Origin of the sequence: Labrys wisconsinensis (assembly GCF_030814995.1) — a bacterium.
GTDB classification, from domain to species: domain Bacteria; phylum Pseudomonadota; class Alphaproteobacteria; order Rhizobiales; family Labraceae; genus Labrys; species Labrys wisconsinensis.
In genome coordinates this window covers 24,008-49,194 of record NZ_JAUSVX010000011.1, presented here as the reverse complement: position 1 = coordinate 49,194, position 25,187 = coordinate 24,008, and the positions used below count along the sequence as shown (strand labels likewise).

Below are 25,187 nucleotides of genomic sequence, written 5' to 3'. Positions count from 1 at the left end.
TGTTCGGGATCATCCCAGACGCGCCGCCGGCAGCGCGAAGGGCGGGCGAGGCCGTCCCTCCGCCTCGACCGCGGCGAGAAGCTCCGGTGGAAGGTCATGGATCGAGCCGCCATTGCCGAGATCGACGGCGTGGATCCAGATCGACGCGGCGCGCTCGCGCACCGTGCCGCGCGGCGTCACGCTCCGCCCGCTCAGCGACTCGACGGGCCTGTCCCAGGCGGCATCCGAAAGATCGCGCCATGCGACGCTCAGGTGAGCCTGGGCATGCTCGAAGAGGTAGCGCAGGGCATGGGCCGGCAGCGTCGCGCCGAGCGCCACGTCGTCCGGCGGCTGGTCCGGATCTCCGAGGCCTTCCTTCTCCCGCCCCTCGTGTGCCGCCTCGGCGATGCGCGCCAGCGCGCGAGCCTGGTAGCCGACATGGGACACGAGAAGGCGGCGGCCGCAGCCCGGCACCAGCGACGGCCCGTCCAGGCCCTCGTCGTCGAGCTCTCCGAGCCGGCGCGCGAAATAGGCCGCGCCGCGCCGGGCCCACAGGAGCTCGCGCGCCGGAGCGGCCGGCGAATCGTAGCGCGCGCCCTTGCCCTGCCGCTCGCGCAAAGCCACGAGCGCCTGCTCCTCCTCGCGCGGCCGCAGCGTCCCGGTCATCCCTGCCGCCCCTCGACATGGCTGCGATCGAAATGCAGCCGCTCCATGATCGGCGCGTCGGAAAAGCGGAAGAGATCGAAGCTCGTCTCGGCCTGCAGGGACCAGGATACCCAGGAGGGAACGACGAAGAGGTCGCCGACATCGAGCACGGTCTCCTCTCCCGCCAGAACGACGGAGCCGCGGCCGGAGAAGACCTGGAAGACCGAGGAGCCGACGTCCCGGCGGGCGGGCGTCCGTGTCCCCGCCCGCAGCCGGTGGAACTCGGCCCGAATTGTCGGCATGACGTCGCCGCCGGTCGTGGGATTGACATAGCGGACCGCCGCGTGGCCCTGCTCCAGCGTCGCCGGTTGCCCTTCGTCCTCCAGCAGCAGCTGCTCGGTCAGGGCGCGATCGGTATGCTCCCAGCGATAGGCCGAGATCGGCGAGCTGACCGTGTTCTGCAGGCCCGACAAGGGCCGAAGGCCGGGATGGCACCACAGCCGCTCGCCGCGCGAGAAGCGGGGCGTCGCGGTGTCGGTCACGCGCTCGGAGCCGAACTCGAAGAAGCCGACATCGTTCTGATAGGAGAACGGAATGTCGAGCCCGTCGATCCAGGCCATGGGCTTGTCGGTCTCGTTGTGATGGCCGTGGAAATGCCAACCCGGGGTCAGGAGGAAATCGCCGCGGCTCATGCGGACGGGATCGCCGTTGACGACGGTCCAGACCCCCTCTCCCTCCACGACGAAGCGAAAGGCGTTCTGCGAATGGCGGTGCTCCGGCGCCGTCTCCTTCGGCCCGAGGAACTGGATCGCCGCCCAGAGCGTCGGACTCACATAGGCCCGGCCGCCGAGGCCGGGATTGGCAAGGCCGATCGCCCGCCGCTCGCCACCGCGTCCGACCGGGACGAGATCGCCCGAGCGGCGCGCCAGCGGATAGAGGCTCGCCCATTTCCAGACATGGGGCACGGCCTTCGGCCGGGGATGAATCGGCATGAGGTCGCCGAGTTGCGTCCAGAGCGGGATGAGGTGCTCCCGCTCGAAGCCGGCATAGAGCTCGCGAAGCTCCGGCGTATCCTCGGGCTGCATCGTATTCTTGACCGCTGCGTGATCCCTGGCGTCCGGCAGGCCGTTCATGCCGGCCTCCCCTGCTCGCTGCCGGCGCGGCGGGCCTTCGCCTGCTCGACCCACAGGTCCCAGGGGCGCTGCACCTGCGCCTCCACGTTGCGGACCGCGGCCTGGCTCTCGCCCTCCGTGAGATAGACGACCTCGCCGAGGCGGGTGGCCTCGAGCTGATAGCGTGCGTTGATCTCCGCGTAGACGGCCCGGTAGACCACCTGCTGCAGGGAGCCGCCGACCACGGTGGAGCCGTGGCCGCGCATCAGCACGATGTCGCTCGCATCGAACGTCTCGGCCAGCGCGGCGCCGAGCCGCCGGTTGCTGATCAGCAGATCGGTCGCCTCTCCGCCCGTCTCCCTGATCTCGAAGACGGGCGCGCCCTGCCCGACGAAGCCGGCCATGTGGAACAGCGCCCTGAGCCTCACGCCCTTGACGACGCTCAGGGGCACGATCGCATGGGAATGGCTGTGCACGACGGCCTGCACATCCGGCCGCCGACGGTAGATTTCGCCGTGGATGAACCGTTCGAGATAGACCTTGCGGCCGCCGGCGTTGACGGCTTCGCCGTCGAGCGTGAATTCGATGATGTCCTCGGCGTGGACGCGGCCCGGCGCCATGTTGCGCGCCAGGAGGAAGCGGTCGGGCCGCTCGTCATGGCGCACGCTGACATGGCCGAATGCATCGACCACGCCCTGGTCGAACAGGATATGGTTGGCGAGGACGAGGGTCTCGATGAGCCGAGGGGAGGCCGCCGCGCTCGCGGGAGCGCTGTCGGCGACGTCGACGGCGATGGGGTGGCCGTGGCCGGCGGATGTGCACATGGCTCGCTCTCAGTTCAGCATGATGTTGATGGTCTTGGCCTCGGTGTAGGAGACCATCTCCTCGATCCCCTCCTCCCGCCCCACGCCGGAATTCTTCATCCCGCCGAAGGGGACGCCCAGGAAGTGGCTCGAGCAGCCGTTGATCCAGATGTGGCCGGACCGCACGCGGCGCGCGACGTTGAGCGCGTTGCGGATGTCGTTGGTCCACACGGCGCCGGTGAGGCCGTATTCGGTGCTGTTGGCGAGCTCGACCGCCTCGTCGACGGTCTTCCAGCGTCCGACCGAGAGGATCGGGCCGAAGACCTCCTCCTGCCACAGCCGCATGCCGGGCCTGACATCGGCATAGACGGTCGGCTCCACCCAGAAGCCCCTGCGGAACGGCGCTCCGTCCGGCCGGCCCCCGCCCGTCATCAGCCTCGCGCCGTCCACCTTGGCCGCCTCGAAGAAGGCGAGCACCTTCTCGAGCTGCACGCGCGAATTCACCGGCCCCATATCCGTCGCCGGATCGGCGGGATCGCCGAGCCTCAGCTTCGAGACGCGCTCCACCACGCGGTCCAGGACCGCATCGTGAATGTCCTCGTGCAGGAGGAGCCGGCTCGTCGAGCCGCAGGACTGCCCCTGCCAGGTGAAATTCATGCCGCGCATGGCGGCCGCCGCGATCACGTCCGGATCGGTGTCGGGAAAGGCGATCAGCGGGTTCTTGCCGCCGAGTTCCAGCGTCACGTGCTTGACCGCCACATCGGCGGCGGCGCGCTGGATGGCGCGACCGGTCCCGGGCGAGCCGATGAAGGCGATGCGCTTGATGTCGGGATGACGCACGATGGCATCGCCGACCGTCGCACCCGTCCCGGTGACGATGTTGAAGACGCCCTGCGGCAGCGCCTCCCGGGCGATTTCGGCGAGCACCATGGCCGAGAGCGGGCTCGTCTCCGGCGGCTTGACGATGACCGCGTTTCCGGCGGCGAGCGCGGCGGCCGTGCGCGCCACGGCGAACATCAGCGGATGGTTGAACGGCGCAATGCGGGCGACGACCCCATAGGGTTCGCGAAGCGTGATGTGCAGATTGTCCGGCGTCGCCGGGATGGTCTCCCCCTTCAGCTCGTGGATCAGGCCGGCATAGTAGTCGAGGCTTTCCACGGCCATTCCCACGTCGCCGCGCATCGGCGTGATGGTGTTGCCGGTGTCCGCCACTTCGACATGCAGGATCTCCTCGGCCCGGGCCTTCAGCGCCTGGCCGAACGCGCGCATCCGGGCCCCGCGCTCGCCGGGCGTCGTGGCTGCCCAGGCGGGCCAGGCCGCCTGCGCGCTCGCCACGGCGCGCGCCACATCCTCCGTCGTTCCGCGCGGCGAGCGCCCGATCACCGCCTCGTTCGCCGGATTGATGGAGGGATCGAATTCGCCGTTCGAGCTGTGGACCAGCTCGCCGCCGATCAGCATGCGGTCCGAGTTCGTGACATAAGCCATCATGGGCTCCTGCTTCAGGGGCGGGCCGCGCCGCCGCCCGCTTTCAATGGGTGATCATGCCGCCGTCGACATTGAGGAGCTGGCCGGTGATCCAGCGGGCCTGCCGCGACAGCAGGAAGGCGATCGCATCGGCGATGTCGTCCGGGCCGCCGGCACGCTTGAGGCATTGCTGCTGGATCATCGCCGCCTTCTGCTCCGGCGTGACGGTCGCCCGCTCGACTTCGGTGAAGGTCGGCCCCGGGGTCAGCGTGTTGACGCGCACGCCGTGATCGCCCAGCTCTCGCGCCATGGCTCGCGACAGCCCCATCACGCCGGCCTTGGACGATACGTAATGCGCATAGTTCGGCCTGCCGAAGAGCAGGGTCGAAGAGGCAATGTTGACGATCGAGGCCTCCCCCGATCCGACCAGCGCCTCGCGGGCCGCGCGGGTCATGTTGAAGACCCCCTTCAGGTTGATGGCCTGGACCCGGTCCCACTCGTCTCCCGGGATTTCCCAGAACGGCCTCATCTTCAGCGTGGAGAAGATCGAGGCATTGTTGACGAGGCCGAAAACGCCGCCGAAGGCTTCCGACGCCCGGTCGGCGGCCTCGCGGCAGCTATCCTCGCTGGCCACGTCCGTGCGCACGAACAGTCGCCTGCCGGTTCCCGGCGTCTCCTCGCGGGCCACGGCCTCGCCCTTTTCGGCGTTCCAGTCCGCAATCAGGACATCGACCCCTTCGGCAACGAGCGTGAGCGCCAGGCGGCGCCCGATGCCCTGCGCCGCGCCCGTGACGATCACGGCGCCTTTTTCGGGATAGCGTTGCATGGTGTATGCCTCTGTCTAAGCCGCAACCGTTGCCGTCTCTCGGCGTGAGGGCGCCTTCCCCGCTTCGCCCCCGTCCCCCGCCTCCAGCAGCACCGTGACGAGAGAGGGATCGCCCTTGCGCACCACTTCGGCCTCGAGGAGCGAGCCGCAGTCCGGGCAGACATGCTCGCGCAGTTCGAGCTCGGCATGGGTGCGGATGTGCGGGCCGTAGGCGTCGGGCTCGACACGATAGCTTCGAGCCTGGTCCTTCCAGTTCTCGCCGGCCGCACCGAGATCGCAGCCGCAGGAGCAGGCGAAGCGTCCCCGCCGAAGGCGCATCTCGCCATCGCCGGGACGGCGGGCGGGCGCCCGCCCGCCGAGACGGCGAATGCGCATCGCATCCCGTGCCCGCTCGGTCGCGGCGATATCGACCTCGCCATCGCGGATCGCGACGCCGAACTGCGCACGCGCAGCTTCGAGGCTGACATGGCCGTTCAGAACGTCGGTCCGCACGGCCGCAGGCAGCCGCTTCAGGGGATCGCCATAGCCGCCGCCGCCCTGGAAGGCATAGCCGAGTATGTCGTGCGAGGTCAGCGGCATCCGGCCGGGCTTCGGCCCGAGCTCCTCCACCCCGGCCGCGAGCATCTCCTCGAGATTGCCGGCCAGGCCCACGATGCGCTCCACCGAACCCGCGCCGCTCAGCCTGAAATTGCGTCCGCAAGCTCCGGGAAGCCCGCCGAACTGACCGGTCGCATTGGGGACCTCGACGCCGTGGCCCAGCATCATGGCCTGCAATCCCGGGGTGCCGTAGGGCACGATGGCCAATGCGGTTCCCGCGCCGCCTCTCTGGCGCCCCGGCCCTCCCGTGTCGCGAACGAAGGAGCGGAAGAGATAGAGGAAGGGGCCGTTCGCCTCGTTCGCCTCGACATTGGCGATTGCCGGGCGGGGCACGCAGTAGTCCCCCGAGCCGTCGAGGCCGTCGTGATCGGGAAAGGCGCCGCCGCCGCCGGCGGTCGAATCCAGCAGGAAGGTGCCGAACGGCGCGCCTTCCCGATCCTTGCCGGCAAGCGTCATCACCATCATGTGGCCCTTGGTGACGGCCTGCCCCTCGTTCCTGTTGTCGGGAGAGAACGCGACCAGGCGCGAAAGCGCTGCGACGACGACGTTCTGCACGATCCACGCCGTCGAGATCGTGCCGGACGAGATCGGCGCCGGCCAGGTCGCATTGCAGAGAATGCCTTCCGGCGCCACGAAATCGACGGCGTGCAGGATCCCCTCGTTCCAGCGGATGCGCGGCGCAAGGATCGGCAGCAGCCCGGACATTGCGGCGCCGCGCATTCCCGAGGCCGTGCAATTGATGAAGCCGGGCGCCTGCGGCGAGGTGCCGGTCATGTCGAGGGTGAGCCGGTCGCCTGTCTTGGTGGCGGTGACGCAGACCTGGTAGAGCGCGTTCTGATGGCCGTCGTGCTCGATATAGTCCCTGGCGCGGAACACACCGTCCGGCAGGGCGGCGAGAACCTGGCGCATCTGCCGCTCGGAGCTTGCGATCTCCTCTCGCATGATGGTCTCGACGGTCTCGCCGCCGTACCGGCCCATGAGCTCGACGAGCCGGCGGGCGGCGACATTGTTCGCCGCGATCATCGCCTTCAGGTCGAGACCGAGCATATGCGGCAGGCGCGTCATGCCCATGATCATCTGCCAGAGGTCCTGGCGCAGCACGCCGCCTTCCACGATCCTGATGCCGGGAAGCAGCATGGCCTCCTGCTGGATCTCGGTGGCGCCGATCGCCCAGGATCCGAAGCTCATGCCGCCGACGTCGAGCTGGTGGGCACAGGAGCCCGCCCAGGCGACATGGCGTCCCTCGTGGAAGACCGGCGCGACGATCGAGACGTCGGGCTGGTGGATGGCGCCGCGATAGGGATCGTTGAGGATGAACATGTCACCCTCGCGGATGCCGGGATTCTCGGCGAAATTGGCGTTGATCGAGCGGATGACCGAGGACATCGTTCCGGTGTGGAACAGGACCTGCGGCCCCATGGTGACGATCGAGCCGTCGGCAAGATAGAGACCGTTGTTGAAATCGGTGGCTTCGGTGACGACCGGCGAGCCGGAGACCGATTTCAGCGTGATCGCCTGCTCCTCGGTGATGGCCTGGAGCTTGTTGCGCACCACCTCGAAGGTGATCGGGTCGATGCTCCTCTCAGCGGCGGCCATCACGGCTCTCCTGGCGTTGCTCGATGGTGATGTTGGAATGGGCATCGAGGCGGGCGACCTGCCCAGCCGCCACGAAGACCGAGGTTTCCGGGTGTTCGATGACGGCCGGCCCCTCGACGGTGAAGCCCATCGGCAGGTCGCGCCAGTTGTGGACGGCGCAGTCCATGCGGCGGCCGACGACGGGCTCGAAGATCGAACGGCGGCCGGGCGCGGGTGCCTCGGTCGGGGCATGCAGGGCGATTTCCGGCCGCCGCGCCTTGCCGAATGCCTCGACGCGCACAGTGGTGAGCTCGATGCCGGCCTCGCGGAAAGCCGAGCCCTTCCCATAGGTCTGCTCGTAGGTCTGCTCGAAGCGGGCCGCCAGATCGGCGAGCGAGCTCGCCGTCACGGCGCCGGCATCGAGGGGAATGATGAGGTCGTTGGTCTGCCGCCGGTAGCGCAGGTCGGCGCTGCGCACGAGACGGATATCGGCGGCCTCAACGCCGGCCCGGCTCATCGCGTCCAGGCACTCGGCCTCCAGCTCGCCGAAGGCGGTCTGGATGCGGGCGGCATCGAGCCCTTCGCTGGCGTCGCGGTCCCCGCCGCCGCCGCGCATGAGCAAGGCCCGCTCGGTGGAAAACTGCAGGTCGGCAGCCAGCGCACCGTAGGCGGAATGGGCCATGGAGGTGACCGGCACCACCATCCTGGGCACTCCCAGCTCCACGCCGTAGCCGGCGCAATGGACCGGGCCGGCCCCGCCATAGGCGAAGATGACGAAATCGCGCGGATCGAAGCCGCGCCCGATCGTCACCTCCCGCAGCGTGTCGGCCATCTGCGCGTCGACGATGCGGCGCATGCCGGCCGCGGCTTGCTCCACCGAAAGGCCCAGAGGCTTTGCGATCTGCTCCTCGATCGCCAGGGCCGCGGCCGCGCGGTCGAGCTTCATCTTGCCGCCCAGGAACGTGTCGGGATCGATGATGCCGAGGACGACGTCGGCATCCGTCACCGTGGGACGGGTGCCGCCGCGCCCGTAGCAGACCGGGCCGGGACGGGCGCCGGCGCTGTCCGGGCCGATGCGCAGCTGGCCATCGACGACACGGGCAATCGATCCCCCGCCCGCACCGATGGCCCGCACCTCGACCATCGGCGTGGCGATGTGGAAGCCGCCGGCCTCGTGATTGGTCGACATCAGCGGCTTGCCCTCGACCACGATCGCGACGTCGAACGAGGTGCCGCCCATGTCCGTGGTGATGATGTTGCGGTAGCCGAGCTTCTTGGCCAGATGGATGGAGCCCATCACGCCGCCCGTCGGCCCGGAGGTGACGAGAGTGACCGGCCGGCGGGCTGCTTCCGCCACGGGCATGACCCCGCCGGCCGAATTCAGGATCGAGAACGCGCCCTTGAAGCCGCGCTTGCGAAGCATCTGCTCGATGCCGTCGAGATAGGAGACGACCTTCGGCGCCAGGTATGAATTGAGCGCCGCCGTGGCCGTGCGCTCGTACTCGCCGAGAACCGGCGCGATCTCGCTGGAGAGGCTGACGAAGGCGCCGGGCGCCTCCTCGCGGATGACGCGCCCCACCCGGTGCTCGTGCTCGGGATTGCGGAAGGACCACAGCAAGGCGACGGCGAAGGTCTCGACGCCGGCGGCAACGAGCTCGCGGACGGCCTTGCGCACCTCGTCCTCATCGAGCGGCAGGAGGATCTTGCCGGCATGATCGACGCGCTCGCGCAGTTCACGCACGAGATGGCGCGGCACGATGGGCGCGGGATATCGGCGGCGGGAATACCAGCCCAGGCGATCCACCGGCACGCCGGCGGTGAAGCCCATCAGGCGCTGGATCGCCAGCGTATCGCCAAAACCGCGGGTGGCCAGGAGCCCCGTCCGTGCCCCGTCCCGCTCGATGACGGCGTTCGTGGCCTGCGTCGTCCCATGGCCGAAGGCCGTGACCTTCGCCAGCAGCTCCTCGCCGGTCATCCCGCGCTGGGCCGCAGCCTCCGCAACAGCGGCGAAGACGCCGAGCTCGAGCTCGCCCGGTGTCGACAGCGCCTTTGCCGTGACCAGGCCGCCATCCCCGTCGAGCATGACGAGGTCGGTGAACGTACCGCCGATGTCGACACCCAAGAACATAGGTTTCCTCCCAGGCTCCCGCTGCGGATCTGTTTTTTGCCGCTCGTCCAGCCACTTGGGCCGGGAAGCGTCAAATCGTCCGTCAGAGGAATCCTGCTTTGCCGCGGTCCGAGGTCCCGCATCCATGTCTGGACGCTAGCGGGAGGAATCTCTTCGATCCAATATATATTTCTCAGAAATCCATAGTCATTTGACTATGAATTGAACCCGCCCATTCCCTCGGGAAGCCGGGCGCATGGGCAGGATCGTGGGGCAGACGCCACGACGGACGCGCCGCCCTTCATTGGGGCTTCGTCACGCCGCCATCGCCAGGCGGACGCTCCGCGACGACGGCATCGCGCACGAACGCCATCAGCCTGGCCTGAAACTCGGAGAAGCCCTTGCCGCGTCGATGCACGAGAAAGACCGGGATGGGCAGATCCAGGCCCGGTGTGCGGACATGGCGCAGCAAGCCCCGCTCCAGCTCGTCGCGCACCGAGGTTTCCATGACGAAGGCGACACCGGCACCGCTGCGCACGGCCTGCTTCATCGCCTCGGGATGCCCGAATTCCAGCATGATCCGCCTGTCGACGATGCCATGCGCCCGCAGGCCGTCTTCCTCCAGCTCGCGGCGGACCTGGTTGCGCGGCGAGGAAACGAAGGGCAGCCTGCCGATCTCGTCCGCCGTTGCGACATCGCCCACCAGGGTGCTGCCGGCGGCCGCCACGAGGATGAGCTGCTCGATCCACAGGCGCTCGACATCGAGCCCGTCGACATCGTGCCGCGGATCGAGAATGCAGACGCCGAAGTCGCATGATCCATCCCGCACGGCGGCGGTCACCAGTTGCGGATTGGAGATCTGCACGCTGATCCCGCCATGGCGATGGCGCTGCCGGAACGCGGCGAAGAGCGGCGGCAGCACATAGGACGCAACCGTCATCGACGCCGCGACGATGGCATTTCCCGCCTCGCCGTCGACCGATAGGTCGAGCTCGCGCTCCAGCTCCCGCGTCCGCGTGATCACGTCGTTCGCCCAGACGTGGACGCGCTTGCCGGCCGGCGTGAGGACCAGTCGCCGGCCGCTGCGCTCGAAGAGCCGGACGCCCAGCTTCTCTTCCAGGAAGCGGATATGGGCCGTCACGACCGGCTGGGCCACGCTCATGCGGTCGGCGACGCGCGTCACGCTCTGCAGCTCGCACACCATGCAGAACAGCTCGAGCTTGTGCAGAGTGGTTTGAGACGCGAAGACACGTTGCATGGAGCGCTCCAACCATAGTCGAACGGCTATGTATCGTGTGGGAATTATATATTTTTGCGGAGGCAGATCCACCTGTACCGTCCCCGGATGGACGAGCCCGACCTCAGAGGCCGCCACTTCGGGAGGAGACCATGTTGAAGAGGGTGTGCGGCGCGCTTCTGGCGGGCGCCTGCGTGATCGTATCCGTCGCGGCAGCCGCCGCCGATCTGTCCGTCGATCAGGCTCGCCAACCCCTGGCAGCCTGGCCCGGCCCCACCCAGGCCGTCCAGGTCAAGGCCGGCAAGACGATCTACGTGATCACCTGCTCCTCGCAGGGCATCGGCTGCGTGCGGGCTGCCAATGGCGTCGTTGCGGCCGGCCAGGAGCTCGGCTGGAAGGTCCAGGTCATCGACGGCCGGGGCGACCCCGGCGCCTGGAACGGCGCGATCCTGTCGGCGATTGCCGCAGGCGCGGACGGCATCGTCCTCGCCGCGGTTCCGCCGATGCTGGTCGGCGACGCTCTCGACCGGGCGAAATCCGCCGGCATCGTCGTCGTCTCGGTCTTCAATCCGGTGCCTGCCGAGGCGGGTGGCCTGTTCGCCTGGGTCCGGCCGGATCACGAGGCTCAGGGCAGGCTCGTCGCCGCCTGGGTGGCCAAGGACAGCGGCGGGGCGGCCAAGGTGCTGCTCGTGGAGGACAATCAGTTTCCCGAGCTTGCCCAGCGATCCAAGGGATTCCGGGAGGGCCTCGCTTCCTGCGGCGGCTGCACGATCATCGAGAGCGTGGAGTCGACGATCGGCACCATGGCCCAGCGCCTGCCGGGGGCCGTCGCCTCGGCCTTGAGCCGGCATCCCGACGTGACCTATCTCGTGGCACCGTTCGATTCGAATGCCTTCTTTGCAGCCGAAGGCGTGCGTCAGGCCGGACGGACGGGCGCGATAAAGGTTGCCGGCTACGAAGGAGACCCTCAGAGCATTGCCGCCATCCGCGACGGCAATCAGGCGATGACCATCGCCAATCCGGCGGAATGGATGGGGTGGGAGGCAGCCGACGAGCTGGCGCGGGCCTTCGCGGGTGCCTCCGCCGCTGACGTATCGGTCCCCTTCCGCTTGATCGATGCCGGCAATGCCCCTGCCACCGCAGGCTGGACCGGCGATGTCGATTACGCCGCCGAGTTCCGCAAGCTGTGGGTCAAGCAGTGACGACGGGCGCTCTTCTCTCGGCGAAAGGCATCGTCAAGAGCTTCGGCGGTGTTCGTGCTCTCTCCGGCATCGATCTCGACTTGCAGGCGGGCGAGGTTCACGCCCTTCTCGGCGAGAACGGCGCCGGCAAGTCCACGGTGATCAAGGTGCTCGCAGGCATCCATCGGCCGGACGAAGGCATGGTCGCGATCGGCGGGCGGACCTTGCCGGTCGGCTTCGGACCCTCCGACGTGGCCGCCGCCGGGCTTCGCTTCGTCCATCAGGACCTCGGCCTCGTCGACACCCTGCCGGTCTACGAGAACATGGCATTCCAGACCGGGTTCGTCTGCCGCGCCGGAATCATCGACAAGAAGGCCTGCATCGCCGCGGCAACCAGGGCGCTCGCCCGCCTCGGAGCCGGCATCGATCCGCGAAGCATGGTGGGCGAACTCTCCCACGCCGACAAGACCATCGTCGCGCTCGCCCGCGCGATGCAGGGCGAGGCGAACGTCATCGTGCTCGACGAGGTGACGGCCAGCCTTCCCTCTCCCGACGCTGCTCGCATCCACGATGCCGTGCGAGCCGCGAAGGAGCACGGCACCGCCTTTCTCTATGTGACGCATCGCCTCGAGGACGTGTTCTCCCTGTGCGATCGGGCCACCGTGCTCGCCGACGGCCGCAACGTGGCGAGCTGCGAGGTCTCGACAATCGGGATGGCCGATATCGTGCGCTGGATTACCGGCAGCGAACCACGGCCGCGCCGGACGGCGACGGCCTCGGCGATCGACGGATCGAGCCGTCTGACCGGCCGGACCCTCGCCGGAAGGGAGATCGAGGTGCCGATCGACATCGATCTGCGCGCAGGCGAGATCCTCGGGGTGACCGGCATCCGAGGCTCGGGCTATGATCGCCTTTGCCGCTGGCTCGCCGGCATCGAGTCCTGCCCGGGCGGGGAAATCCGTCTCGACGGCAGGAGACTGAGCGGCGACCCCAGACAGGCCCGCAGCGTCGGCGTGGACATCGTCTTGGGTGACCGCTCCCTGGCCGCCTTCGCCGATCTCACCGTGCGCGAGAACCTCTTTCCCGCGGCCCTGACTGGCGGGCGCCGTCGGGAAGGCGAACGAGCGGCCGACTCCCTCGGGCGCCTCGACGTCCGTCCCGCGCGTGCCGCGGAACGGATCATGGCGACGTTGAGCGGCGGCAACCAGCAGAAGGTGATCTTTGCGCGGGCGCTGGACCGCCTGCCCAGGGTGATCGTGTTCATCGACCCGACCGCCGGCGTCGATATCGGCGCACGTCGGGACCTGCACGACCTGGTCCGCCATGCCGCGCGGGCCGGCACCGCGATCCTCTATGGCTCGAGCGATTTCGAGGAGATCGTCGACATCGCCGACAGCGTCGTCGTCGTGCGCCGCGGCGCGCCCGCCAGCAGGCTGGCCGTGGGCGAACTCGACTGGAACATCCTTATGAGGGTCGCGCAAGACGCCTCCAGCGATCCCACCGCCCTCCGGGAGCTTTCCGCATGACCGCCAAGGCCGATGTCATAGGGGCCGTCCCGCAGGTGCGCCTGTCGAGCCTCGTCCTGCGATACAGCCTGCACCTGCTGTTCGTGGGGGTCATCCTCGCGTTTTCCCTCGCCCTGCCCAGGACCTATCCCACGCTCATCAACGCGCAGACGATCGCGTCGACGAATGCCGTTCTCGCCCTGCTGGCGCTTGCGGCCATCCCGACGCTGGTCTCGGGCCAGTTCGATCTCTCGATCGGGTTCCAGCTCGCCCTCGCCCAGTCGCTCTGCGCAGGCCTGATCGTCTATGGGGGGCTGTCGCCCCTGGTCGCCATAGGGCTGACGCTGGCCGTCGGACTGGCGCTCGGGGCCATGAACGGCTGGCTCGTCGCCTATTGCGGGCTCAACGCCTTCATCACGACATTGGCCACCGGGATCGTCATTCAGGGAGCGACCCAGTGGTATACGGATGGAACATCCATCTTCGGCGCGATGCCGGGCGCCTTCCTCGGCTTCGGGCGGGCCACCGTTCTCGGCGTGCCGCTCCCCTGCATCTATGTCATCCTTGCCGGCTGCGCCCTGTGGTTTGCCTATGAGCACACGTCCTGGGGACGTCGTGCCTTCGCGATCGGAGGCAACAGCCGGGCGGCCGAGCTCGTCGGCATTCCGATACGGCGCATGACGCTCCAGGCGTTCGTCCTCGGCAGCCTGCTTTCCGCCGTCGCCGGCGTTCTTTCGGCGGCGATGCTCGGCTCGGCCAATCCCAATATCGGCGTGAACTTCCTGCTGCCGGCCTTCGCCGCAGTCTTCCTCGGCGCAGCGCCGCTGGGCCCGGGACGTTTCAACAGCTGGGGAACGATTCTCGCGGTCTATACGCTGGCAGCCGGAATCGCCGGTCTCCAGCAACTCGGCGCGGCCTTCTACGTGGAGCAGTTCTTCAACGGCGGGGCGCTGCTCGCGGCGATCGTTCTCGCGCGCTGGATGGCCTTGAAGCGAGCCCGGACAATCGCCTGATCGAGGAATGAGGGCTCTCCGGCGCGCCACGCAGAGCCCTTCGGCCGGGAGAGAGGATCCTCGCGCCGCTTCGATCCAGCGAGTCGCCGGCAAATCCTAACCAGCCATCCAGCCGCCATCGACGAGCAGATTGATGCCGGTCACGTAGGTTGCGAGGTCGCTTGCCAGGAACAGGGCCGCGCCGGCCACGTCCTCGGGGCGCCCGAGCCGAGGCCAGGGCGTGCGGCGCACGGAATAGTCGAGGGCCTGGGGATCATTGGCGATGCCGGGCTTGCCGGTGATGATCTTGCCCGGGGCGACCGCATTGCAGACGATGAGGTCCTTGGCGTGATCGACCGCGACCTGGCGCGTCATCTGCACCACGCCGCCCTTGCTGACGCCATAGGGCAGGTCCCCGGGCGAGGCGACCATGCCGTGCTGGGAGGAGATGTTGACGATGCGCCCCCGCACCTCGTTGACCGCCTCCTGCTTCAGCATCTGCCGGACGGCCCGCTTGCAGCCGAAGAAGACGCCGGTGAGATTGACCGCGATCACGCGCTGCCATTGGTCCTCCGCCGTCTCGACCAGGTTGGTGCTGGTATAGGTCGCGGCATTGTTCACCATCACGTCGAGGCGACCATAGGTCTCGACCGCCGCCGTCACCAGCTCATCGATATCGGCCCATTGCGACACGTCGGTGGGACGGCTGATCGCGGTGCCGCCGGATTGCCGGATGAGCTCCAGGGTGGGCAGGCCGCCCTCGACCGGCTCCTCGCGCAGGTCGGCGAGGACGACGCGCGCGCCCTCGCGGGCATAGGCAAGGGCGATCGCCCGCCCCAGGCCCGAGCTCGCGCCGGTGACCACCGCGACCTTGTTCTCGAGCAGCACCATCGTCACCTCCCGGGCAAGGATAGAAAGGGGGCGCAGGCCGTCACGACGCGGCCGCTCGCCGCGGCCACCGGCCCACCCCCGTCGAAGATCGCCCGGCCCCGCAGGAAGACCGTCCGCAGGCGCCAGGATATTTCGAGGCCGTCGAACGGCGTATAGCCCGCCTTCGACAGCTGGTCGGCGTGGCGCACCATGGTTGTCGCCCCGGGATCGAGCACGAGAATATCCGCATCATGGCCGGGGCGGATCGCGCCCTTGCGCCCGGCAAGGCCGAAGCGTGCGGCAGGATTGACACTGCAGACCCGCACCACGTCCTGCAGCCTGAGCTCACCCGCGTCGACGAGATGCAGCATCGCCGCGAGCAGGGTCTGAACCCCGGGGATGCCGCCGGGAATGTCAGCGAAGGCGGGATAGGCGGCCGCCTTTTCCGCCGGGCTGTGCGGAGCGTGGTCGGTCGCCACGATGTCGATGGCGCCGGACCGCAAGGCCTCGCGCAGGTTGGCGACATCCTCCCTGTCGCGCAGCGGCGGCGAGGCTTTCAGGCTGGCGCCGAACCGGTCATAGGCATCCGTGGCGAAGAGCAGGCATTGGGGCGTCGTCTCGATGCTGGCGTCGGCGATATCGCGCAGGCGCTGCCAGGTTCGGATGCCGAGGGCCGAGCTCGTCTGGCGCACATGGATGCGGGCGCCGGTCTGCGAAGCCGCAAGCAAGGCCCGGCTGATGCCGGCCGCCTCAGCGAGGGGCGGACGGCTTCTGCAGAAGGCGGCGGCATCCCTTGGCAAATCGAGGCCGCGCGCCGTCTCCCCCGCGAGGATCGACTGGTCGCCCGGGGATATGCCGACGAGGACGTCCAGAGGCGCCATCACCCGCAGGGCCTGCACGACATCGTCCATCGTCGCGTGCAGGAAAGGCTCCGGCACATCCGCGGTGAAGAGCTCGAAGGAGACGGGATCGAGCCGACGCAGCGCCGCGACGTCGGCAAGATCGCGCCGCAGGGCGACCTGGAAGCCGACATCGACATGGATGCGCCCCTGCGCCGACCGTATCTTGGCCTCAAGATCCGCTGCCGCTGCCGTCCAGGGCTCGTCCGTGGGCATGTCGAGGAGGGTGGTGACCCCGCCCGCTGCCGCAGCGAGCGAGCCGGAGGCAAAATCCTCCTTGTGGGTCAGGCCGGGCTCGCGCAGGTGGACATGGGCATCGACGAGGCCCGGCAGCAGGTGCAGCCCGTCGACCCGGATCTCCAGGCGCGCCGGCGCGCCCTCGCCCGGCGGCATCAGCGCCGCCACCTTTCCCGCGGCGATGGCGACATCGGCGCGGGCGGGCCCATCGGCATTGACCACCGTGCCGCCACGCAGGATGAGATCGAACATCACGGGATCCCGTCGCTTCAGCGCATCTCCGGGCTCAGCCCGGCCAGACGGCTCTCCTCATGGGTGACGACCTCCAGCAGCGCGGCGCGTCCGCCGCGGACCTCGCCGAGGCAGCGCAACAGCGCGGGTCGAAGCTCGGCGGGATCGGTGACGCATTCGCCATGCCCCCCCAGCGCCCGCGCGATCGGGGCATATTCGCCCGACATGCGGTTGGCGCCATATTTGCGGGTGGCAACCGGCATGCTGGCGGCATAGCCGCCTAGCACGTGATTGCGCAGCACGACGGTCAGGATCGGCAGGTTGCAGCGGATCGCCGTCTCGAAATCGATGCCAACCATGCCGAAGGCGGCTTCGCCCATGATGTTGACGACGGTTGCGTCCGGTCGGGCCAGCTTGGCGCCCATGGCAAAGCCGAGGCCGCTGCCGAGTTGCGTGGTCTTGCCCCAGCCGAGATAGAAGCCGGGCGTCACCGCCTGGTAGAACGGCGTGAACTGGTCACGCGGATTGCCGGCGTCATGGGTGACGATGGTGCGTTCCGGGTCGATCTCCTGAACCAGCTCCCAGACGAGCCGATAGGGCGAGATCGGCACGCTCTCGGCTGTCAGCAGCGGCATCCAGCGCTGCATGAAGGCGGCGCGAATCGTGGCGATCTCCCTCTCGACCGCGGCGCGCCTCGCGCCTCGCCCTTCGCCGCCGCTCAGCGCTTCGGCGGCCTCGTCGTGCATCTGGCGCAGCGCCGCGCGGGCATCGCCGATCACGCCCTGAGCGATCGGGTAGTCCTTGCCGAGATCGGCCTCGCCGAGCGTGACCTGCAGCAGGGTCTTGTCGGCCGGAATCGGCAGGATGTAGTGCGAGCGCGTCAGGCTCGAACCGATAGCCAGGACCACATCCGCCCGTGTCATGAAATGATCGACTGTCGCGGGTCGCGCGCGGCCCGCGGTGCCCAGCGACAGCGCATGGGTCTCGGGAAAGGCGCTCTTGCCGTTCGGCGTGGTCGCCACCGGTATCCCGAGCAATTCGGCGAAGGCGACCAGCTCCGCCGAGGCCTGCGACGACAGCACGCCCTGCCCCGCGAGGATCAGGGGATCGCGCGCCTTCAGGAGGATGCCGACCAGCTCGCGGATCTCCCCCGCCCCGGCCTGCGGCAGCGACCGGCCCGGGCGCCGATACTCGGCAAGGTCGACCTCCCCAAGCTCGGCGAGAAGATCGACCGGCAATTCGAGCAGCACCGGCGAGGGCGCGCCGTTGCGCACGCGCGATAGCGCCGCATGCATGAGCCGGGGCAGGTCCTGGATGCGGGCGATCGCCTCGCACCATTTGGTGACATGGCGGAAATTGCGCCTCGCCTCGAAATTGGGCGTCACCGCCTCGTGCCCGCGCGGATAGCCGGTCGGCAGGAACAGGATCGGCGAACGATCGTTGAACGCCTGGGCAATGCCGCCGAAGGCGCTCTCGGCGCCCGGGCCATATTGGACCGTGACGGCAGCGAGCTCCCGGCCCCCCGTGACCCTGGCATAGCCTTCGGCGATGTTCACCGCCACGCGCGGCGTGCGCGTGATGACCGGGGGAATGTCGAGCTCGGCCAGGGCATCGAACAATTCGCTGTTGGGAAAGCCGATGATCTGCTTCAGGCCCTCCCGCTTGAGGATGGCGGCGACGATCTCGGCCCCCTTCAGACGCGTCTTCGACGTGGGAGCCGACAGGTGGGGATCATAGTCGGCGGCACCGAACGACATCGTCAGCCCCTCGGCAGGAAGGAGGCGTGGTTGTCCAGCCAGTAGCGCGCGATGTCCTGGCGCCGCATGAAGATCGCCCCCTCGGTGCGGTTGACGAAGTCGATCACCTCGCGCAGGCCCGAGGCCCGGTTGGGCTGGCCCGTCCAGCGGGCATGGACGGCGATGGTGAGCATCTTGCCGCCCGCCTCCTCGGCGTCCTCGAGGAGATAGCCGATGGCCGAGCGGCAATCCTCGGCGAAATCCCGCGGATTGCCGTAGCCCGGTGCGATCAGGTAGCGGCTGTCGTTGAGGGTCTTCGAATAGGGCACCACGAGGAGGCGCCCTGCCGCGTGCTCGACGAAATAGGGAATGTCGTCGTTGCAGGGGTCGGAATAATACAGGAACTCGCCGTCCTCGATGATGAGGTCCCGCGTGTTGACGCTGGGGAAGGAGCGGCAGTTCCAGCCCGGCGGATGCACGCCGAGGAGCGAGCGATAGAGCTCGTTCGCCCGGCGCATCTGCTCGCGCTCCTCCGCTCGGCTCAAGGTCCAATATTCCGACCAGCGCAGGCCATGGCCGAGCAGGTCGTGCCCCCTCGCCTTCATCCAGGCGACGACGTCGGGATTGCGCTGGAGCGCCACGGCGCAGGCCGAGACCGTCACCGGCACCTGGTGGCGATCGAACAGGCGGGCGAGGCGCCAGACGCCGGCACGGCTGCCGTATTCGAAATGGGTCTCCGTGCCGAGATCGCGCACGGGCGGGCTATTGGGGATATTGTACTCCCCCCAATTGTCGTTGCGGCCGTCCTCGAGCCAGGAATATTCGGAGCCTTCCTCGTAGACGAGCACGAGGTTGACCGCGACCCTGGCGCCGCCGGGCCACACGACGTCGGGAGCGTTCCGGCCATAGCCGATGAAGTCGCGGCCCGGACCCTGGAAGACGGCATTCAGATCATCGCTCATGGCAATCTCTCGAGAGGAAGGACCAGTTCAGGCCTGGCCGTCGGCCGCGGCCGATTCATGGGCGAGGATCCAGTCCATGTAGGCGTGGAAGGCCTCGCGCAGCGGCCGCGGGCGCCAGCCGGTATCGCGCTCGATACGGGCGGTGTCGTAGGCCCCCCACATGCCGTCGCGCAGCGCCGGATCCTGCACGATGTTGGCGCTCGCATCGGGCGTGACCCGGCAGCGCAGGCCCGGCACTTTTTCCGCGGCCCAGCGGATGAAATCGCCGCTGGTGGTGATGGCGCCGCTCGCGACGTTGTAGTGGCGATAGCGCAGGGCCGGCGCCTCGATCAGGCCGAGGATCGCAGCCGCGACATCGACCGAGCTCAGATAGTCGCCGGCGCTGTCCAGGCTGTTCGGCCTGATCTCCTCGCCCGCCAGCGCCAAATGGGCGACCCGGTTCGGCACATGGCGGAAGCTGCGGCTCGCGGTGACGCGGTCCATCGGGCCATAGATCGACGACAGCCGCACCGAGGCGGCCGGAAGACCGAAGAGGTCGGCATAGCGGTTGACCACCATCTCGGAGGCATGTTTGGCAATGCCGTAGAGGGTCAGCGGCGCGACATAGCCGTCCTCCGGCAACGGCTCGCCCTGCCAGTCCGGCCCGTGATGGCGATAGACGGACCCTGAGCTGACATAGACGAAGCGCCGCACGGCGGGATTGCCGCGCGCCCATTCCAGCACGCGCACGGTGCCCATCAGGTTGACCTCGACGATGCGGGCGGGATCTTCCGCCTCCGGCTGGCGCCTGGCTTCCGCGGCGCTGCCGCGCGAGATCGGCGTGACGGTGGCGCCGTGGACCACGGCCGTGATGTCGAGCCCGTCGAGCGCGCTCGCCCAGGTCTCCGCCCGGCAAACATCACCCTCGATGACGGTCAGGCGCTCGCGGACCGGCGCGAAGTAGCGTTCGGCCGCGGCATCGAGCGGCCCTCGGTCGAGGATCGCCGCCTTGTTGGCGGGGTCGCGCGCCAGCCATTCGCCCACGACGACGCTCATGACGAAGCCGCCGCCGCCGGTCACCAAGAGGGTCATGGTCGCTCCCTTCTCCTTGTTGTCGCCGGGTCCGGCCGGCGTGGCTCGACGTCAACGGGCGGCATAGCCCCCGTCGACGAGCAGGTCCGTGCCCGTCACGAAGGAGGCGTCGCCGGAAAGAAGAAAGGCGGCGCCCGCGGCGATCTCGTCGGGCCGGCCGATGCGCCCGGCGAGGTAATGTCCGGCGAGGCCGGCATCGGCCGCGTCGAGATCCGGCCAGCGCTGCAACAGCCGCGTCGTCCGCACCGCGCCCGGCGACAGGCTGTTGACGCGGATGCCCGCGGCGGCGTGGTCGACGGCCATCAGCCGGGCGAGGTGGATCAGCCCGGCCTTGGCCGAGCAATAGGCGACCGAGCGGGCCGTCGCGACATGGCCGAGCTGCGAGGCGACCAGCACGATCGAGCCGCCGCCGGCCTTTGCCAGCGCGGGCACCACATATTTGCCCATCAGGAAGGCGCCGGTGAGCGTGACGTCGATCTCGCGATGCCAGTCCATCGGGTCCAGCTCGACGACATCGCCGTCGCGCGAGGGAGCGGCGGCATTGTGGACATAGCCGTCGAGATGCCCGAAGGCGGCGATGGCGGCGTCCACCGCGCCCTTGGCGGAATGGGCCTGCGTCACGTCGCAATGCACCCCGATCGCCTGCGCGCCCAGCTCGCCGGCAACACGCCGTGCGGCGTCCCGGTCGAGATCGGCGCAGGCGACGCGGGCGCCTTCCGCCACGCAGCGCCGGGCCGTCGCCACGCCGATATCGCTGGCGCCGCCGCTGATCAGGATGGCTCGGCCGGCAAGGCGGCCGGGGGAGGCAGGCGATATCCCGATCATGACGCGAGCACCGGCCAGCCGCGCACCACCCTGCCCTCATGGGGCGTGTGATCGGCGGCGTGGTGCGGCATGGCATTGCCCTTGCTCGACGCCTGAACCATGGCGCTAGTCTCCGATGTCGAGAGCCGGCGCGCTCTCGGTGCCGCCGGCGGGAACTGGCGATCGCAGCAGGTTGAAGCAGGCCGCGACCGTCACGCAGAACGCGCCGCTGCCCAGGAGGACAAAGAGCGCCCCCGGCCCGAAACGCTGCATCAGGTCGGTCGACAGGAGGGGCGCCGCGACGCCGCCGATGGCGTAGAGCAGCAGGAGCCGGCCGGAGACCAGGACCATGAACCGGCTCTCGAGCCGGGCATTGCCGTAGGCGACGGCGAGGGGATAGATCGTCAGCGTTACCGCGCCGTAGGCGAAGAACAGCGCGAAGAGCAGCAGGGCCGGACCGTCGCTCGCCAGCGCGATGGATCCGCACAGCAGCGCCGCCAGCCCGGCGGTCAGCACCAGCAGCAGGCGCCGGTCGACATGATCGGACAGCCAGCCGATCGGCGACTGGGCAAGGAGCCCGCCGATGCTGAACGCGGTGGTGAGGCCGATGACGGTGGTGGCGGGCAGGCCGACCTGCTCGCCATAGAGCGGGGTCATGGCAAAGACGTTCAGATTGGTCATGCCCGCCTGGAAGGCGGCGATGACGGTCACCGGCGCGAGGCAGGCGAGGCGCCACAGGCCGAAGCTTTCCCGCACCCGGGCAGGCTCGGCCGGCAGCGGCGGCTCCGGCACCGGCAAGGCCGGCCACGGGCGCGTCACGAACCTGGACACCAGCACGCCGCCGAGACCGACGCCGGCGGCAAGGATGAACGGCGCCGCGCCCTGGGGATCGGCGAGCCGCACCATGAGCTGGCCGAGCAGCACGCTCAGCGAGGTCATCAGCATGTAGAGGGAGAACAGCGTGCCGCGATTGCGCGCCCCGGCATAGAGGTTGATCCAGCTCTCGGCCACGATGAACAGGATCGCCATCGACAGGCCGTTGACGAGGCGCAGGCCGAACCAGAGCAGCGGCTGCTCGCCCGGCGCGAAGCCGAGCCCGGCCAGGGCGGTGAGCACGGCCAGGGCGCGGAACGTCCTTTCATGGCCGAGGCGCGCCACGATGCCATGCGCGAGGAGGCATCCGAGCAGGAAGCCGGCGGGAAAGCCGGACAGGATCATCCGGACAGCGCCGGCATCGAAGCGGCCGCTGCCGAGATGGAGCGAAACCACCGTGGTGAGCAGTCCATTGCCCGACCCGGCGATGCAGATCGCGGCCATCAGGGGCAGGATCTCGCGCGCCAGAGCAAGCGTCTGCCGCAATCCCGGAGCGGAAGAAGGCATGGCGGTCATGCGGGCTGCTTGTCCCGGTCCGGCTCGGCGAAGGCAGGAGGCAGCCCCGCCAGGGCATCCGGCTCGATATGGCAGGCAATCTCATGCGTCGGCGAAAGGCTGCGGATCGGCGGCGCCACGATATCGCAGATCGTCCCCAGCTTGCGGTGGCAGCGCGAGGCAAAGCGGCAGCCGGGCGGCACGTTGATCGGGCTCGGCGTCTCGCCGGCGAGGCGGATCCGCGCCTTCGGCGCAGCATCCGGATCGGGGCTGTGGACCGCCGACAGCAGCGCCTCGGTATAGGGATGACAGGGCGGGCTGAAGATCTCCTCCACGCGCCCGCGCTCCATCACCTTGCCGAGATACATCACGACGACGCTGTCGGCGACGTGCCGCACGAGGGCGAGGTCGTGGCTGATGAAGACGAGCGTGGCGTGCTTCTCGCGCTGGATGTCGAGCAGCAGCGTGACGATGGCGGCCTGCACCGAGACATCAAGCGCCGAGACGGGCTCGTCGGCCACGATGAGGCTGGGATCGGAGGCGAAGGCGCGGGCGATGGCGATGCGCTGCTTCTGGCCGCCGGACAGCTGGCTGGGCCGGCGCTCGGCCAGGGCCGGCGGCAGGCGAACCATGTCGAGGAGCTCGCGCACGCGCTGGTCGATCGCCGCACGGCCCTTGCGGATGCCGAACTTGCTGATGGTGCGTCGGATCGAGAAGGCCGCGGGATGGGAGGGATTGAGCGTGCCGTCCGGGTTCTGGAACACCATCTGGATCGATTGCAGCATCGCCTTCGAGCGGTGCCGGGCATCGGCCCGGGCAATGTCGTCGCCGGCAAAGCGGATCCGACCGGACGTCGCCTCCTCCAGGCCGACGACGATGCGGGCGAGGCTCGACTTGCCACAGCCGGACTCCCCGACCAGGGCAAGGATCTCGCCCTTGCCCGCCGTCAGCGACACTGCCTCGTTGGCCACCACCGTCCGCGCCTTGCCGCGGCCGAGGACATAGAGCTTGGTGACGTCCTCGACATCGAGCGCCTGCTGCGCCGCCGTCATGGCGTGGGTGTCGTCGTGGCCGACCGGCTGCGGCGCCTCGATCTCGTTCCAGCGCACGCAGCGCACCGCATGATCCGTCACGCCGGCCTGCTGCATGGCGATCGGCGCGCCGCCGCAGCGCGCGGCCTGGAAATGGCCGCAGCGCGGCCCGAAGAAGCAGCCTTCCGGGCGCTCGTGCGGCAGGGGAATCTGCCCCTGGATCGGCATCAGGGCCCGCGAGCGCTTGTCGGCGCGGATATCGGGGATGCAGCCGAGCAGACCCTGCGCATAGGGATGGCGCGGGTTCCGGAAGAGCTGCGCGGTCGGCGCCTCCTCGACGATCTCGCCGGAATACATGATGCCGACACGGGCGCAGGTGGCGGCGATCAGGCCGAGATTGTGCGAGATGTAGAGCAGGCTGGTGCCGTAGCGCCGGCGCAGATCGCCGATCAGGTCGAGGACCGCGGCCTCGACCGTGACGTCGAGGCCGGTGGTGGGCTCGTCGAGCAGCAGCAGCGCCGGCTTTGCCAGCAGGGCCATGGCGATGACGATGCGCTGCTGCTGGCCGCCGGAAAGCTGATGGGGATAGCGCTTCAGGATCTCGCGCGGGTCCGGCAGGCGGACGTCCTCGATCATGGCGGCAGCCATGTCCATCGCCTCGGCCTTGCCGGCGCCGAGATGGCGAAGCGGCACCTCGGCCAGCTGCGCGCCGATCGTCTTCACCGGATTGAGGGCGCTCATCGGCTCCTGATAGACCATGGCGATGCGCCGCCCGCGGATGGAGCGCAGCACGTCCGGCCGGGCGCCGACGAGCTCCTGCCCCTCGAAGCGGATGCTGCCGCCGACGACCCGGCCATTGCCGCCGAGATAGCCCATCACGGCCATGGCGGTGGTGGTCTTGCCGCAGCCGGATTCGCCCACCAGCCCATAGGCTTCGCCGGGCGCGATGCGGAAGGAGACATCGGGCACCGCCAGCACCGTGTCGTCCCGGCCCTTGAACTCGATGCGCAGATTGCGGACCTCCAGCAGGGCGTCGCCTGCCGGGGAGGGCTGGGTTGCACGGCTTCGTTCATGCAAGGTCATGGCTTGAACGCCTCCCGCATGCCGTCGGCCAGGAGATTGAAGCCGAGGACCAGGCTGACGATGGCGATCGACGGGGCCACCGACATCAGCGGCCAGACGCTGATCACGGTGGTCGTCTCGCGCACCATGCCGCCCCAGTCGGGATTGGGCGGCGGCAGGCCGAGGCCGAGGAAGCCGAGAATGCCGATGGTGATGATGGTGTAGCCCAGGCGCAGGCAGGCATCGACGATCAGCGGCCCCCGGCAATTGGGCAGGAGCTCGACGATCATGATGTAGAGCGTGCTCTCCGCCCGCAGGCGCGCCGCGGCGACATAGTCGCGCTCCTTGAGGTCGAGCACCAGCCCGCGCACGATGCGCCCGATGCCGGGCGCCGAGGCGATGGTGGTGGCGATGATGATGTTGAGGACGGAGGGGCCGATATTGGCGATCAGGATGACGTAGAGCACCAGGACCGGGAAGGCGAGGATCACGTCGGACAGGCGGCTGACCAGCATGTCGACGACGCCGCCGAAATAGCCGGACAGCATGCCGATAAGGATGCCGACCGACACGGCGACCGCCACGGAGAGCGGCGCCACCACCAGCACCGTCCGCGCCCCGAAGATCAGGCGGGAAAGGATGTCGCGGCCGAGGATGTCGGTGCCGAGCCAATGGGCGGGCGAGGGCGTGGGATCGGCGATCGCCATGACGTCCTGGTCGGTGGGTGAAGGGATCGGCAGCACCGGCGCGAGGATGGCCAGAACGACCCAGACCAGGATCAGGATGAGGCCGATCACCGCCGTGCGGGAGCCGAAGATCCGAAGCCAGCCGCTCGTCCGGCGGACGGGCTTGCGCCGGGTGGCGGGGAGCGTCTCGATGCGATCGGAGGCCAT

General features: G+C 69.0%; 20 protein-coding genes. 3 read left to right on the top strand and 17 right to left on the bottom strand.

Features of this window, described 5'->3' with window-relative positions:
- Positions 1-9: 9 nt before the first annotated feature.
- The 8 genes from QO011_RS25440 to QO011_RS25405 form a co-directional block, all read right to left on the bottom strand.
- Entirely contained in the window at positions 10-645 is a 636-nt protein-coding gene (locus tag QO011_RS25440) for a maleylpyruvate isomerase N-terminal domain-containing protein (protein WP_307278322.1), read from the bottom strand.
- Positions 642-1,757, bottom strand: coding sequence for a cupin domain-containing protein (locus QO011_RS25435; protein WP_307278319.1), 1,116 nt, complete (start codon positions 1,755-1,757; stop codon positions 642-644). Before QO011_RS25435 ends, QO011_RS25440 begins: the two co-directional genes overlap by 4 nt.
- Positions 1,754-2,560 carry a class II aldolase/adducin family protein gene (locus QO011_RS25430; RefSeq protein ID WP_307278316.1) on the bottom strand — a complete coding sequence of 269 codons (807 nt, stop codon included), beginning with the start codon at positions 2,558-2,560 and terminating at the stop codon, positions 1,754-1,756. The genes QO011_RS25435 and QO011_RS25430 overlap by 4 nt, the downstream gene beginning before the upstream one ends.
- 9 nt (positions 2,561-2,569) lie before the next feature.
- A complete protein-coding gene (locus QO011_RS25425; protein WP_307278314.1) occupies positions 2,570-4,024 on the bottom strand; it encodes an aldehyde dehydrogenase family protein in 1,455 nt (484 codons plus the stop codon).
- Between the two features lie 43 nt (positions 4,025-4,067).
- Positions 4,068-4,829: an SDR family NAD(P)-dependent oxidoreductase gene (locus QO011_RS25420; protein ID WP_307278311.1), complete on the bottom strand. Its 762-nt coding sequence runs from the start codon at positions 4,827-4,829 to the stop codon at positions 4,068-4,070.
- Between the two features lie 15 nt (positions 4,830-4,844).
- Positions 4,845-7,022, bottom strand: coding sequence for a hydantoinase B/oxoprolinase family protein (locus QO011_RS25415; RefSeq protein ID WP_307278309.1), 2,178 nt, complete (start codon positions 7,020-7,022; stop codon positions 4,845-4,847).
- Positions 7,009-9,129 carry a hydantoinase/oxoprolinase family protein gene (locus QO011_RS25410; protein WP_307278305.1) on the bottom strand — a complete coding sequence of 707 codons (2,121 nt, stop codon included), beginning with the start codon at positions 9,127-9,129 and terminating at the stop codon, positions 7,009-7,011. The genes QO011_RS25415 and QO011_RS25410 overlap by 14 nt, the downstream gene beginning before the upstream one ends.
- 280 nt (positions 9,130-9,409) lie before the next feature.
- The gene (locus QO011_RS25405; protein WP_307278302.1) at positions 9,410-10,438 is read right to left on the bottom strand and encodes a LysR family transcriptional regulator; all 1,029 of its coding nucleotides are present in this window, start codon (positions 10,436-10,438) and stop codon (positions 9,410-9,412) included.
- Between QO011_RS25405 and QO011_RS25400 the strand changes: the two genes are divergently transcribed.
- From QO011_RS25400 to QO011_RS25390, 3 genes are read left to right on the top strand one after another with little or no spacing between them, the layout of a single operon-like run.
- Complete coding sequence (locus QO011_RS25400) at positions 10,402-11,547, top strand: sugar ABC transporter substrate-binding protein (RefSeq protein ID WP_307278300.1); 1,146 nt, start codon at positions 10,402-10,404, stop codon at positions 11,545-11,547. The genes QO011_RS25405 and QO011_RS25400 overlap by 37 nt on opposite strands.
- Complete coding sequence (locus tag QO011_RS25395) at positions 11,532-13,052, top strand: sugar ABC transporter ATP-binding protein (RefSeq protein WP_307278298.1); 1,521 nt, start codon at positions 11,532-11,534, stop codon at positions 13,050-13,052. The genes QO011_RS25400 and QO011_RS25395 overlap by 16 nt, the downstream gene beginning before the upstream one ends.
- Positions 13,049-14,044, top strand: a complete 996-nt coding sequence (locus QO011_RS25390) for an ABC transporter permease (RefSeq protein ID WP_307278295.1) — start codon at positions 13,049-13,051, stop codon at positions 14,042-14,044. Before QO011_RS25395 ends, QO011_RS25390 begins: the two co-directional genes overlap by 4 nt.
- A 96-nt stretch (positions 14,045-14,140) precedes the next feature.
- Here the strand turns inward: QO011_RS25390 and QO011_RS25385 are convergent, their stop codons facing one another.
- From QO011_RS25385 to QO011_RS25345, 9 genes are all read right to left on the bottom strand, one after another.
- Positions 14,141-14,914: an SDR family NAD(P)-dependent oxidoreductase gene (locus QO011_RS25385; protein WP_307278292.1), complete on the bottom strand. Its 774-nt coding sequence runs from the start codon at positions 14,912-14,914 to the stop codon at positions 14,141-14,143.
- 2 nt (positions 14,915-14,916) lie between these two features.
- Positions 14,917-16,281 carry a dihydroorotase gene (locus QO011_RS25380; RefSeq protein ID WP_307278289.1) on the bottom strand — a complete coding sequence of 455 codons (1,365 nt, stop codon included), beginning with the start codon at positions 16,279-16,281 and terminating at the stop codon, positions 14,917-14,919.
- A gap of 17 nt (positions 16,282-16,298) precedes the next feature.
- Complete coding sequence (locus QO011_RS25375; protein ID WP_307278286.1) at positions 16,299-18,017, bottom strand: thiamine pyrophosphate-requiring protein; 1,719 nt, start codon at positions 18,015-18,017, stop codon at positions 16,299-16,301.
- 2 nt (positions 18,018-18,019) lie between these two features.
- Complete coding sequence (locus QO011_RS25370; protein ID WP_307278283.1) at positions 18,020-18,958, bottom strand: polysaccharide deacetylase family protein; 939 nt, start codon at positions 18,956-18,958, stop codon at positions 18,020-18,022.
- A 27-nt stretch (positions 18,959-18,985) separates the two neighbouring features.
- Positions 18,986-20,029: an NAD-dependent epimerase/dehydratase family protein gene (locus tag QO011_RS25365; RefSeq protein ID WP_307278282.1), complete on the bottom strand. Its 1,044-nt coding sequence runs from the start codon at positions 20,027-20,029 to the stop codon at positions 18,986-18,988.
- Between the two features lie 51 nt (positions 20,030-20,080).
- On the bottom strand, positions 20,081-20,854 hold the full coding sequence (locus QO011_RS25360) for an SDR family NAD(P)-dependent oxidoreductase (protein ID WP_307278281.1): 774 nt from the start codon (positions 20,852-20,854) through the stop codon (positions 20,081-20,083).
- A 105-nt stretch (positions 20,855-20,959) separates the two neighbouring features.
- Entirely contained in the window at positions 20,960-22,222 is a 1,263-nt protein-coding gene (locus QO011_RS25355) for an MFS transporter (protein ID WP_307278278.1), read from the bottom strand.
- Complete coding sequence (locus tag QO011_RS25350; RefSeq protein WP_307278276.1) at positions 22,219-24,315, bottom strand: dipeptide ABC transporter ATP-binding protein; 2,097 nt, start codon at positions 24,313-24,315, stop codon at positions 22,219-22,221. The genes QO011_RS25355 and QO011_RS25350 overlap by 4 nt, the downstream gene beginning before the upstream one ends.
- Positions 24,312-25,187, bottom strand: coding sequence for an ABC transporter permease (locus QO011_RS25345; RefSeq protein ID WP_307278274.1), 876 nt, complete (start codon positions 25,185-25,187; stop codon positions 24,312-24,314). Before QO011_RS25345 ends, QO011_RS25350 begins: the two co-directional genes overlap by 4 nt.